Source organism: Streptomyces sp. NPDC089799 (assembly GCF_040684755.1).
In the GTDB taxonomy this organism is placed as follows: Bacteria; Actinomycetota; Actinomycetes; order Streptomycetales; family Streptomycetaceae; genus Streptomyces.
In genome coordinates, this window is the sequence record NZ_JBFBGR010000001.1 from 55512 (window position 1) to 68030 (window position 12519).

At 74.4% G+C, this 12519-nt stretch carries 11 protein-coding genes; 8 read left to right on the plus strand and 3 right to left on the minus strand.

The genetic code is table 11. From position 1 onward, the window contains the following. Positions 1-15 precede the first annotated feature (15 nt). The gene (locus AB0O36_RS00210; protein ID WP_365102517.1) at positions 16-972 is read left to right on the plus strand and encodes an ROK family protein; all 957 of its coding nucleotides are present in this window, start codon (positions 16-18) and stop codon (positions 970-972) included. A 42-nt stretch (positions 973-1014) separates the two neighbouring features. On the opposite strand, the gene AB0O36_RS00215 is transcribed toward AB0O36_RS00210, so the two are convergent. Beyond that, the gene (locus AB0O36_RS00215; protein WP_365101749.1) at positions 1015-2016 is read right to left on the minus strand and encodes a TAXI family TRAP transporter solute-binding subunit; all 1002 of its coding nucleotides are present in this window, start codon (positions 2014-2016) and stop codon (positions 1015-1017) included. Between the two features lie 166 nt (positions 2017-2182). Between AB0O36_RS00215 and miaB the strand changes: the two genes are divergently transcribed. Both miaB and AB0O36_RS00225 read left to right on the plus strand, forming a co-directional pair. Continuing rightward, positions 2183-3703: a tRNA (N6-isopentenyl adenosine(37)-C2)-methylthiotransferase MiaB gene (gene miaB / locus AB0O36_RS00220; protein WP_365101752.1), complete on the plus strand. Its 1521-nt coding sequence runs from the start codon at positions 2183-2185 to the stop codon at positions 3701-3703. 647 nt (positions 3704-4350) lie between these two features. Then, on the plus strand, positions 4351-5076 hold the full coding sequence (locus AB0O36_RS00225) for a class III extradiol dioxygenase subunit B-like domain-containing protein (RefSeq protein WP_365101754.1): 726 nt from the start codon (positions 4351-4353) through the stop codon (positions 5074-5076). A gap of 87 nt (positions 5077-5163) precedes the next feature. Here the strand turns inward: AB0O36_RS00225 and AB0O36_RS00230 are convergent, their stop codons facing one another. Both AB0O36_RS00230 and AB0O36_RS00235 read right to left on the minus strand, forming a co-directional pair. Continuing rightward, complete coding sequence (locus AB0O36_RS00230; RefSeq protein ID WP_365101757.1) at positions 5164-5427, minus strand: antitoxin; 264 nt, start codon at positions 5425-5427, stop codon at positions 5164-5166. Positions 5428-5450: 23 nt separating this feature from the next. After that, the gene (locus AB0O36_RS00235; protein WP_365101760.1) at positions 5451-5663 is read right to left on the minus strand and encodes a gliding motility protein; all 213 of its coding nucleotides are present in this window, start codon (positions 5661-5663) and stop codon (positions 5451-5453) included. A 184-nt stretch (positions 5664-5847) separates the two neighbouring features. On the opposite strand from AB0O36_RS00235, the gene miaA reads away from it, so the two are divergent. From miaA to AB0O36_RS00260, 5 genes are all read left to right on the plus strand, one after another. Beyond that, on the plus strand, positions 5848-6786 hold the full coding sequence (gene miaA / locus AB0O36_RS00240; RefSeq protein WP_365101762.1) for a tRNA (adenosine(37)-N6)-dimethylallyltransferase MiaA: 939 nt from the start codon (positions 5848-5850) through the stop codon (positions 6784-6786). A 131-nt stretch (positions 6787-6917) separates the two neighbouring features. After that, entirely contained in the window at positions 6918-7415 is a 498-nt protein-coding gene (locus AB0O36_RS00245; protein WP_365101765.1) for a hypothetical protein, read from the plus strand. A gap of 108 nt (positions 7416-7523) precedes the next feature. Continuing rightward, positions 7524-8402 carry a diaminopimelate epimerase gene (dapF, locus tag AB0O36_RS00250; RefSeq protein WP_365101768.1) on the plus strand — a complete coding sequence of 293 codons (879 nt, stop codon included), beginning with the start codon at positions 7524-7526 and terminating at the stop codon, positions 8400-8402. Positions 8403-8542: 140 nt separating this feature from the next. After that, on the plus strand, positions 8543-10615 hold the full coding sequence (locus AB0O36_RS00255; RefSeq protein WP_365101771.1) for an HD domain-containing protein: 2073 nt from the start codon (positions 8543-8545) through the stop codon (positions 10613-10615). A 370-nt stretch (positions 10616-10985) separates the two neighbouring features. Next, the gene (locus AB0O36_RS00260; RefSeq protein ID WP_365101773.1) at positions 10986-12497 is read left to right on the plus strand and encodes a M1 family metallopeptidase; all 1512 of its coding nucleotides are present in this window, start codon (positions 10986-10988) and stop codon (positions 12495-12497) included. Positions 12498-12519: the final 22 nt, after the last annotated feature.

The window sequence follows — 12519 nt, forward strand, 5'->3', positions numbered from 1 at the left end:
ACCTCAGCCGTTCCCGTGCCGCGCGCGGCGGCGGCCTCCGGCCCCACCGCGGCCATCGACATCGGCGGAACGAAGATCGCCGGCGCGCTGGTCCACCCCGACGGCACGATGACCGCGACCACCCGCCGCCCCACCCCGCGCGGGGGCGACGCGGACACGGTGATGGCGGCGGTCGCCGAGGTGGTCGCCGACCTGGCCGCCGCCCCCGACTGGCCCTCCGTACGGCGCTGCGGGATCGGCAGCGCCGGCCCGGTGGACTCCGCCCGCGGCACCGTCAGCCCGGTCAACATCACCGCCTGGCGCGACTACCCGCTGCTGGCCCGCACCCGCGAGGTGCTGGCCGGACACGGCCGCCCGGTCCCGGCCGTGCTGGTCGGCGACGGTGTGGCGATGACGGCGGCGGAGCACTGGCTGGGCGCCGCCCGGGGCCACGCGAACGCCCTGTGCATGGTGGTCTCCACCGGTGTCGGCGGTGGCCTCGTCCTGGACGGCCGCCTGCACCCGGGCCCCACCGGCAACGCCGGGCACATCGGTCACATCAGCGTGGACTTCGGCGGCGAGGAGTGCGCCTGTGGCGGCCGCGGCTGCGTGGAGTCCATCGCCTCCGGCACCGCCATCGCCCGCTGGGCCCGCGAGCAGGGCTGGACCGGACCCGATCCGACGGCCGCCGGGGTCGCGGCGGCGGCCCGGGCCGGCGATCCGGTGGCACTGGCCGCCTTCGACCGGGCGGGCCGCGCCCTGGCTGCGGCCATCGCCGCCACCGCCACCCTGGTCGAGACCGGCATCGCGGTCATCGGCGGCGGCGTGGCCGCCTCCGGGGACACCCTGTTCGGACCGGTCCGCGCGCACCTGGCGACGTACGCCACCCTGGGCTTCGTCAGCGGCCTGGAGGTCGTCCCGGCGGCCCTCGGCAACGACGCCGGCCTCATCGGCGCGGCCTCGGCCGCCATGACCCTGCTCCCGTCGTCCTGAGCGGGCGTCGTCCTGAGCGGGCCGGGCACCGCCGGACAGGCCCTACGGCTTGACCGAGCGGTAGTAGCGCCGTGCGCCCTCGTGCAGGGCCAGCGGGTCGGTGTAGATCGCCGTACGCAGGTCCACGCGCTGGGCCGCGTGCACCTCGCGGCCGATGCGGTCACGGCTGTTGATCACCGCGCGGGTGAAGCGCTCGGTCAGCTCCGGGCTGGTCCGGGCCGTGGTCACCAGCAGGTTCGGCACGGCGACCGTGGTCACCGCCGAGGTGTTCCGGGCCCGGGCGTACGCGTCCTGCGGCATCACCGCGGCCCGGTAGTAGTGCGCGTTGCCCCCGGACTGCAGCCCCCGCACCAGGTCGCCGAGCGGCACCAGCCGGATGTCGAACCGCTCCGACAGCTCCCGCACCGCGTTCGTCGGCAGCCCGCCGGACCAGAAGAAGGCGTCGATGCGCCCCGCCTCCAGCTCCCGCGGCATGGTGTCGATGCCGATCGACACGGGCGTGACGTCCGCCCGCGGATCCAGCCCCGCCGCCTTCAGCAGCCGGTCCGAGATCAGCCGGACACCCGACCCCGGCTGCCCCACGGCCACCTTCAGACCGCGCAGGTCCCGCGCCGACTGCACCCGCGACCCGGCCGGCACCACCAGCTGCACGTAGTCGTCGTAGAGCCGTGCCACACCGCGCAGCTGGTCCGCTCCGCCCCGGCCGTCCCGCCGGAACTTGGACACCGCGTCCGCCGTCGCCACCGTGAAGTCGGCCTGGCCGGTCGCCACCCGCGCCAGGTTCTCCTGTGAGCCCTCGCTGGGCACCAGCCGCACGTCCACCTCGGGCATGTCGCGCCCCAGGGCGTCCTGCAGCAGCTCGCCGTAGCGGTGGTAGACGCCCGTGGGGACACCCGTGCTGAAGGTCAGCCGACCCGTCGGCTCAGGGCTCCCCAGCGGCCACAGCCACCACACCAGCAGCCCGAGCGCGACCAGCCCGGCCACCAGGCCCCGCAGTGCGCGGCGACCGGTGAGCCACGGGAACCGGGGCGGGGCAGAGGGCATGCGCGCGATCCTGCCAGCCGTCCGGGTTCCTGTCACCGTCTGAAAAGTCACGCCCGGGACCGGGCCGGACCGGAAGCCGGACCGGAAGCCGGACCAGCGGCCGGACCGGAGGCCTCCGGATCCGAGGCCGGACCGGAGGCGGCCGGGACCCCCTTACCCTTGTGGCATGAGCAGCGTGGAGCCGGGTGGAGCAGTGGACGTCAAGGGAACATACGAGGTGCGCACCTACGGGTGCCAGATGAACGTGCACGACTCCGAGCGGCTCTCCGGTCTGCTGGAGAACGCCGGCTACGTCCGCGCGCCCGAGGGCTCCGACGGCGACGCCGACGTCGTGGTGTTCAACACCTGCGCGGTCCGCGAGAACGCCGACAACAAGCTCTACGGCAACCTCGGACGCCTCGCCCCGATGAAGACCAAGCGCCCCGGCATGCAGATCGCCGTCGGCGGCTGCCTGGCCCAGAAGGACCGGGACACCATCGTCAGGAAGGCCCCCTGGGTCGACGTGGTCTTCGGCACCCACAACATCGGCAAGCTGCCGGTGCTGCTGGAGCGCGCCCGGGTCCAGGAAGAGGCCCAGATCGAGATCGCCGAGTCGCTGGAGGCGTTCCCGTCCACGCTGCCGACCCGCCGCGAGTCCGCGTACGCCGCGTGGGTCTCCATCTCCGTCGGCTGCAACAACACCTGCACCTTCTGCATCGTCCCGGCGCTGCGCGGCAAGGAGGAGGACCGCCGTCCCGGCGACATCCTCGCCGAGGTCGAGGCGCTGGTCGCCGAGGGCGTCTCCGAGATCACCCTGCTCGGCCAGAACGTCAACGCCTACGGTTCCGACCTGGGCGACCGCGAGGCCTTCAGCAAGCTGCTGCGCGCCTGCGGGCAGATCGAGGGGCTGGAGCGGGTCCGCTTCACCTCCCCGCACCCGCGCGACTTCACCGACGACGTGATCGCGGCGATGGCCGAGACCCCGAACGTGATGCCCCAGCTGCACATGCCGCTGCAGTCCGGCTCCGACCCGATCCTCAAGGCGATGCGCCGCTCGTACCGGCAGGAGCGCTTCCTCGGCATCATCGAGAAGGTGCGCGCCGCGATCCCGCACGCCGCGATCTCCACCGACATCATCGTGGGCTTCCCCGGCGAGACCGAGGAGGACTTCGAGCAGACCATGCACGCGGTGCGCGAGGCCCGGTTCGCCAACGCGTTCACCTTCCAGTACTCCAAGCGCCCCGGCACCCCCGCGGCCGAGATGGAGGGGCAGATCCCCAAGGAGGTCGTCCAGGACCGCTACATGCGCCTGGTCGCCCTGCAGGAGGAGATCTCCTGGGAGGAGAACAAGAAGCAGGTCGGCCGCACGCTGGAGGTCATGGTCGCGGAGGGCGAGGGCCGCAAGGACGGCAGCACCCACCGGCTCTCCGGGCGCGCCCCCGACAACCGCCTCGTGCACTTCACCAAGCCGGACGTGGAGGTCCGCCCGGGTGACGTGGTGACCGTGGAGATCACCTACGCGGCCCCGCACCACCTGCTCGCCGAGGGCGCCGTTCCGGCCGGGGCGGTCCGCCGCACCCGCGCGGGCGACGCCTGGGAGAAGCGCAACGCCGCTCCGGCACAGCCGCAGGGCGTCATGCTCGGCATCCCCACCCTGGGCGTCCCGGCACCCCTCCCGGCCGCCACGGGCGGCTGCGCCGCCGTCTGACCCCCGCCGGGCGTGGCCCTCGCCCCGGTGTGGGCAGACGTCCCTCGGGGCTACGGGAAACCCCTGTTCGAGCGGAGCCGAGAACTCGGGGCCGGACACCGCCGCCGCGCGGCGCCGGATCCCCGCCCGGCCCGGAGCCGCAGCGGCCCCGGCCCCGCCCCGAGCCGCGCTCCCGAGCCGCGCTCCGGGCTTGTCCTCAGCCCGGCCCCGGCCCGGGCCCCCGGCGTGCGGTTGCTCCCGGCCCGGCCCGAACCGCGCTTCGGGCTCGGTCTGAGCCGCTCCGGCCGCAGCAAAGCCGTGCTCACGGCCTGGGCCGCGCTTCGGGCCCGGCCTGAGCCTTGCTCCCGGCCCGAGCCGTGCTCCGGGCTCGGCCTGAGCCGGGCCCCCGCCCCGGCGTGGGCTTGCTCCCGGCCTGAGCCGTGCTCCGCGCCCGGCCCGAGCCTCGCTCCGGGCCCGGCCTGAGCCGGGCTCGGGCCCCGGCCCCTGCCCCGGAGTGAGCCCGAGCACGCGTCAGGTCCCCACCCGGAGCGGCCCCGGGCCGGCCCGAGCCGGGAGCGCGGCTCGGGGCGAGCCCGAAGCCCGTCGCAGACCGACCCCGAAGCCCCCGGGAGGGGCCGTGGCGGCCCGCGGGCGCTACGCTGCGGATCATGCTCGTAGCCGCCGCCGTCTGCCCCAGCCCGCCGCTCCTCGTGCCGCAGCTCGCCGCCGGGGCCGCCGAAGAGCTGGCGGACGCCCGTACCGCGTGTTCCGACGCGCTCGCCGTGCTCGCCGCCTCCCGGCCCGACCTGCTGGTCGTGGTGGGGTCCGTGGCACAGGGACAGGGCGGCGGATACGACGAGGGGACCCGCGGCTCCTTCGCCCCCTTCGGGGTCGACCTGACCGTCACCCTCGGCAGCGCCGCCGCCCGCCCCACCGGCGAGGGCGCCCCCGGCCCCCTGCCGGCCTCCCTCGCCGTCGGCGCCTGGCTGCTGGAGCGGGCGCGCTGGTCCGCCGCACCGGTGGCCGGCGTCGCCGTGACCGAGCGGCTCGAACCCGATGCCTGCGCCGTCCTGGGCGCCGACCTCGGCGGTTCCGCCGACCGGGTGGCGATGCTGGTCCTCGGCGACGGAAGCGCCTGCCGCACCCTCAAGGCCCCCGGCTACCTCGACGAGCGCGCCGAGCCCTTCGACGCGGCCGCCGCCCGTGCGCTCGGCGCGGCGGACACGGCCTCGCTCGCCGCGATCGACCCCGGCCTGGCGCGCGAACTCAAGGCCGCCGGGCGCGCCCCCTGGCAGGTGCTCGCGGGCGCCGCACGGGGCGCGGACCTGGACGGCCGGCTGCTGTACGAGGACGCCCCCTACGGCGTCGGCTATTTCGTCGCCGCCTGGGCCTGAGCGGGCCTGAGAGCCGCCGGCGCCGCGAGCGAACGGAAAGGGGGCGCGGGCCCGTGCCCGCGCCCCCTTTCCGGTGGTCGCGTCCCGTCAGGCAGCCGGCGGTGGCGGGGTCGGTCCGCCGCCATGGGTGTCGTGGTGCGCGATCTTGCCGATGGCACCCTTCGCCTTGTCCGTGCCGCTCGTGATGTGGCCGCTGTACTTGCCCTTGGTCTTCGAGTCCACGGCCTTGGCGACCTTGTCCAGCCCTTCGCCGATCCGGCCCTCGTGCTGCTGCGCGAGGCTGCCGACCTTGTCACCGACCTTGTCCTTGGCCGGCCCGAGCTTGGCCCTGAGATTGTCCAGCAGGCCCATGGGTCACCTTCCCGTGGCGGTGGCTACGTACGGGCGCCCTCACCGGTTCCGCTGTCCGCGGCCTCCGCCGCCGACTGCTGCTTCGGGATCTCCACTCCCTCCGCGGCGGCCGCCTCACCGGCGGGCTCCGCCGCGGCGGACTCGGCCGCCCCGTCCGTCTCCGCGGCCGGCGCCGCTTCTCCGGCCGGAACCCCGTCCTCACCCTTGCGGCGACGGAACCGACTGAAAACGCCCATGTCTACTCCTCCAACGGTACTCGTGCGAGTGAAGTTCCGCCGTGGTCACGGCGCGTCGCCGGCCCTCGGCCCACCTGGCGCCGCCCGCCGCACCGGCCGGAACCCCGCCAGGGCAACGACCCCGTACCCGGTCCGTCACCTCACTCGTTCGGGCAGCCGTCGCCGGGTTTGCGAGACTGGTGCGGTGAGTAGTGCAGCCCCCACCCCGCGCGTCATCGCCGTCGTCGGTCCCACCGCGGCCGGAAAGTCCGATCTGGGCGTCGCCCTCGCCCGCCATCTCGGCGGCGAGGTCGTCAACGCCGACTCCATGCAGCTGTACCGGGGGATGGACATCGGCACCGCCAAACTGACGATGGAGGAGCGCGGCGGCATCCCGCACCGCCTCCTCGACATCTGGGACGTCACCGAGACCGCCAGCGTCGCCGAGTACCAGCGGCTCGCCCGCGCCGAGATCGACCGGCTGCTGGCCGAGGGCCGCACCCCGGTCCTGGTCGGCGGCTCCGGCCTCTACGTCCGCGGGGCCCTGGACGTCATGGAGTTCCCCGGCACCGATCCGGAGGTCCGGGCCCGGCTGGAGGAGGAGGCCGCCCTGCGCGGCCCCGGCGCCCTGCACGCCCGGCTCGCCGCCCTCGACCCGGGCGCCGCCGCCGCGATCCTCCCGAGCAACGGCCGCCGGATCGTCCGCGCGCTGGAGGTCATCGAGATCACCGGCAAGCCGTTCACGGCCAACCTGCCCGGTCACGAATCGGTCTACGACTGCGTGCAGATCGGCGTGGACGTGGCCCGGCCGGAACTCGACGAGCGGATCACCGTGCGCGTGGACCGGATGTGGGAGGCGGGTCTGGTCGACGAGGTCCGCACCCTGGAGGCGGCCGGACTGCGGGAGGGCGTCACCGCCTCCCGCGCCCTGGGCTACCAGCAGGTGCTGGCCGCGCTGGCGGGGGAGTGCACCGAGGAGGAGGCGCGCGCGGAGACCGTACGCGCCACCAAGCGCTTCGCGCGCCGTCAGGACTCGTGGTTCCGCCGCGACCCGCGGGTGCACTGGCTGAGCGGCGCCGCCGCCGACCGGCCGGAACTCTTCGGACTCGCGCAGTCGTTGGTCGAACGAGCGGTTACAGCCTGATCACGTGATGGCATCGGGACGCCCCGCACGCCCGTCGCGGGGTCCGTGGCGTGCCATCATCAAATTCCGACGGTGCGGTCACCGGCGGTGAACGACGGCGAACGAAGTCCGAGTGGGGAGGGCACGTGGCGATGGAGGCCGGCCCTCGCGACACCGGGCGGGACGATGCCGGGCAGGAAGCGGACCCCATGGTTCCCGACGGCCTGGGACTCCCCGCGGACCCCGCGCGCCTGACCTCGGACGGCCCCGACGGACCCGACGGGCCCGACCCGGACGCAGAGACCGGCGGTCCCGCGGTCGAGGTCGAGCTGCGCCCGCAGCGGCGCCTGCGGATCTGGCAGCTCGCCCCCATCGTGATGCTCGGCGCGGCCGGCTCGCTGATGTTCGCCTTCCCGCTCGCCTTCGAGTTCGGCGACGGCGGCGCACTGGTCGCCATGCTCGGCCTGCTGATCAGCTCCTGCGCCGGCGGCTGGGGCATGATGGCCGCCCGCCGCGTCGGCTACACCTGGCCGGGCCTGCCCGCCCGCGGCTCCGGCATCCGCTCCGACTGGCGGATGATCGCCCTCTACACGCTGATCGCCCTGACGGTCGTGGCCCTCGCCGTCTGGCGCGTCGCCCGCCTCAGGTGACGTCCCGGCGCCCGGTGCCGTGTTCCGGGTGCCGGCTGCCCTGAGGGCCGGTGTCCGAGGGGCGGGCCCCGCACGAGGCCGGAAGGGCGCCCCGATTATCATGGGCCCGTGACCAGCCAGCGCAGCCTCGCCTACCTCAAGGGCCACGGGACCGAGAACGACTTCGTGATCATTCCCGACCCGGACAACGCGATCGACCTGCCCGCCCCCGCGGTGGCCAGGCTCTGCGACCGCCGGGCCGGCCTCGGCGGCGACGGCGTACTGCACGTCGTACGGTCCGCCGCCCACCCCGAGGCCCGGCACATGGCCGACGAGGCCGAGTGGTTCATGGACTACCGCAACAGCGACGGGTCCATCGCCGAGATGTGCGGCAACGGCGTCCGCGTCTTCGCCCGCTACCTCCACCACGCCGGTCACGTCGAGCCCGGCGACCTGGCCGTCGCCACCCGGGGCGGCATCAAGAAGGTCCACCTCCACAAGGAGGAGTTCGTCAGCGTGACCATGGGCCGCGCCGTCCTCCCCGAGGACGCGGTCACGGTCTCCGTCGGCGACCACAGCTGGCCGGCCACCAACGTCAACATGGGCAACCCGCACGCCGTCGCCTTCGTCGAAAGCCTCGACGATGCCGGCGACCTGCTCAGCCCGCCCCCGTTCAGCCCCGCCGCCGTCTACCCCGACGGGGTCAACGTCGAGTTCGTCGTCGACCGCGGCCCCCGCCACGTGGCCATGCGCGTCCACGAGCGGGGCTCCGGCGAGACCCGGTCCTGCGGCACCGGCGCCTGCGCGGTCGCCGTCGCCACCGCCCGGCGCGACGGCGCCGACCCCGCCGTCACCGGCGAATCCGTCACCTACACGGTGGACGTCCTGGGCGGTACTCTGATGATCACCGAGGACCCGGACGGGACGATCCACAAGACCGGACCCGCCGTCATCGTCGCCGCCGGGGAGTTCGATCCCGACTGGCTCACCGAAACGGCCTTCGCCTGAAGATTCCCTCACATGGGTGATCCGTTTCACGCTCAGCGAGAGCCGGACTCCGCCACGTGGTGGGGTCGGTAACATCAGACACCGGCCCTGAGGGCTCACCCCATGCCCACCGTCGCCGGTCGAAGCCGCCGGAGGTGCCCATGAGTGCAGAGGCCACGAACCCCGACGCCCGTCCCGAGCTCCGCAGACGCGGCCGCGCCAGGCTCGATCTGCGCAGGCTGGGGCGTGCCGCACTGCTCGGTCCCGCGCCCCGGGACCGCCTCCCGGACGCCATCAGCCACGTCGCCGAGGCGCACCGGGCCCACTATCCCGACGCCGACCTCGGCGTGCTCCGCCGCGCCTACGTGCTCGCCGAGTCCTCCCATCGCGGCCAGATGCGCAAGAGCGGCGAACCGTACATCACGCATCCGCTCGCCGTCACCCTGATCCTGGCCGAACTCGGCGCCGAGACCACCACCTTGACGGCCTCCCTGCTGCACGACACCGTCGAGGACACCGATGTGACCCTCGATCAGGTCCGGGCCGAGTTCGGCGACGAGGTGTGCTTCATCGTCGACGGCGTCACCAAGGTGGAGAAGATCGACTACGGCGCCGCCGCCGAACCCGAGACCTTCCGCAAGATGCTCGTCGCCACCGGCAACGACGTCCGCGTGATGTCCATCAAGCTCGCCGACCGCCTGCACAACATGCGCACCCTCGGCGTGATGCGCCCCGAGAAACAGGCCCGCATCGCCAAGGTCACCCGCGACGTCCTGATCCCGCTCGCCGAACGGCTCGGCGTCCAGGCCCTCAAGACCGAACTCGAAGACCTCGTCTTCGCGATCCTCCACCCGGAGGAGTACGAGCACACCCGCGCCCTGATCGCCGCCCACGCCGGCGACGCCGACCCGCTGCCGGCCATCGCCGAATCCTTCCGCGTCGTACTCCGCGAAGCGGGCATCCAGGCCGAAGTCCTCATCCGGCCCCGCCACTTCGTCTCCGTCCACCGCGTCTCCCGAAAACGCGGGGAACTGCGCGGCTCCGACTTCGGCCGACTGCTCGTCCTGGTCGGCGAGAACGCCGACTGCTACGGCACGCTCGGCGAACTGCACACCTGTTTCACCCCGGTGGTCTCGGAGTTCAAGGACTTCATCGCCGTTCCCAAGTTCAACCTGTACCAGTCCCTGCACACCGCCATCGCCACCCCCGACGGCGAGGTCGCCGAGGTCATCGTCCGCACCCGGCAGATGCACCGGGTCGCCGAAGCGGGCGTGGTCGCCCTGGGCAACCCCTACGCCCTGGCCGAATCGGGCGCCGCGGGGGAGTCCGACGAGGAGCGCACCGACCCCACCCGGCCCGGCTGGCTCTCCAGGCTCCTGGACTGGCAGCAGTCCGCGCCCGACGCCGACACCTTCTGGAGCTCCCTGCGCGCCGAACTCGCACAGGACCGCGAGATCACCGTCTTCCGCGCCGACGGCGGCGGCCGCCTCGGCCTGCCGGCCGGCGCCACCTGTATCGACGCGGCCTACGCCCAGCACGGCGAGGCCGCGCACGGCTGTATCGGCGCCCGGGTCAACGGGCGCCTCACCTCCCTGGTCAGTCCGCTGGCCGACGGGGACACCGTGCAACTGCTGCTGGCCCAGGACGCCTCGTCCGGGCCGGCCGCCAACTGGCTCGACCACGCGCACACCCCGGCCGCCCGCATCGCCATCAGCAGCTGGCTGCAGTCCCATCCGGACGGGGCGCGGACCGACCAGGCGGCCCCGCGGGCGCCGCTGTCCGTGGTCGGGGCCCGCGGCAAGGGCGGCAACGCCGTCGCCGACCTGCCCGACGCGCCGGTCCGGCTGGCCGGCTGCTGCACGCCCGTACCGCCGGACGACGTCGCCGGGTTCGTCGTACGCGGCGGAGCCGTCACCGTCCACCGCGTGGAATGCCCCGCGGTCGCCCAGATGCGGTCCCTGGGCCGCACCTCCGTCGCGGTCCACTGGAAGGCCACCGCGGACTGCCGGGTCACGCTGGTCGCCGAATCGTTCGGGCGGCCGCACCTGCTGGCGGACCTCACCGAAGCGATCTCCCGGGAGGGGGCCGACATCGTCTCGGCCACCGTGGAACCCCCGAACGAACAGCGCGTCCGCCACCGCTACACCCTCCAGCTGCCCGACGCGACCGTCCTCCCCGCGCTGATGCGCGCCATGCGCGACGTGCCGGGCGTCTACGACGTGGGCCGCGCGTAGCCCTCCGGGGGCTCCCTCAGCCATACGACGCGCCGCGCGGGCGCCGGCCGTTGCCCGGCCGGGCCGTGGCCTGGCGGCCGGATGCCGACGCCGTTCACGCGGCCGTGTGGGCAGCCGTGCCGCAGGGCGATGGGGGTCCCCCCTGTTCGAGCGGAACGCCTGCCCACACCTCGGCGGAGGTGGCGCCCACACCTTGGCGGAGCCGCGCCCCCCACCCCGGGCAGGGTGGGCGAAGCCCCTGCTGCGTCCAGAGCTCGGCGGAGCCGTGAGCGCCGCTCGGGAAAGGCCGCGCAGACCCGTTCGGGTGGTCGGCGGGCGGGGCCGACGCGCCGCGGGGTCGGACGGCGCAGCCCCTGGTATCGCCTAGGGGATGCGCCTCACCGCCCCCCGCCTGCGAGCAGCGCTGCTCGCCGCCGCCTCGCTCACCCTCGTCGCCGCCGTCCTCCCCGCCCCCGAACCGCTCGGCATCGGCGACCCCCTCTTCCCCGAGCTGGGCAACCCCGGGTACGACGTCCTCGCCTACGACCTGTCCCTCACCTACAAGGACAACCGCTCCGCCCTCGACGCGGTCACCGTCATCGACGCCCGCACCAGCCGGCGGCTCGACCGCATCAACCTCGACTTCACCCACGGCAAGGTCGCCTCCGCCGCCGTCAACGGCCTCCCCGCCCGGTTCGAGAGCGCCGGCGAGGACCTGGTGCTCACCCCGGACCGCCCGGTCCCCGCGGGCGTCCCCGTACGGATCACCGTCCGGCACACCAGCGACCCGCGCGGCCGCGGCGACGGGGGCTGGGTGCCCACCCAGGACGGGCTGGCCATGGCCAACCAGGCCGACGCCGCCCACCGGGTCTTCCCCTGCAACGACCACCCCGCGGACAAGGCGTACTTCACCTTCCGGATCACCGCCCCGGCCGACAAGACCGCCGTCGCCAACGGCCTCACCGCCGCCGCCCCCCGCACCGTGGGCACCGGCCGCGCGGCCACCACCACCTGGACGTACCGGACCCTCCACCCGATGGCCACCGAGCTCGCCCAGGTCTCCGTCGGCGACTCCGCGGTGGTCCACCGCACCGGCCCGCACGGCCTGCCGCTGCGCGACGTGGTCCCCGCCGCGGACCGGGAGCGGCTGGATCCCTGGCTGGCGAAGACCCCCGGTCACCTGGCCTGGCTGGAGGAGCGGCTCGGCCACTACCCCTTCGAGACGTACGGCGTCCTGATCGCCCACGCCTCCACCGGCTTCGAGCTGGAGACCCAGACCCTCTCCCTCTTCGAACGGGGACTGTTCACCGCCGCCGGCTACCCGGAGTGGTACGTCGAGGCCGTCATGGTCCACGAGCTCGCCCACCAGTGGTTCGGCGACAGCGTCACCCCGCGCACCTGGTCCGACCTGTGGCTCAACGAGGGACACGCCACCTGGTACGAGGCCCTGTACGCCGACCACCTGGGGAAGTACCCCCTGGAGCGCCGGATGCGCGAGGCCTACCAGCGCTCCGACCAGTGGCGCGCGGCCGGCGGCCCCCCGGCCGCACCCAGGCTCCCCGAGCCCGGCCGCAAGATCAGCCTGTTCCGGCCGGTGGTCTACGACGGCTCCGCGCTCGTGCTCTACGCCCTGCGGCAGGAGGTCGGCAGCGCCGTCTTCGACCGGATCCAGCGCCGCTGGGTCTCCCGCCATGCGGACGGCGTGGCGGGCACCGACGACTTCGTCCGCCTGGCCTCGGCGGAGGCCGGACGGGACCTGACCGCCTTCCTGCACCCCTGGCTGTACGGGAAGACCACCCCGCCGATGCCCGGCCACCCCGAGTGGAGCGGCTCCGCCGCCCGGGACGGCGGAGCGGCCGCGGACACCGCCGGCCGGGGAAAGACCGCGCCGAAAAGGGTGTGACTCGTGTGGAACGGGCATGTCA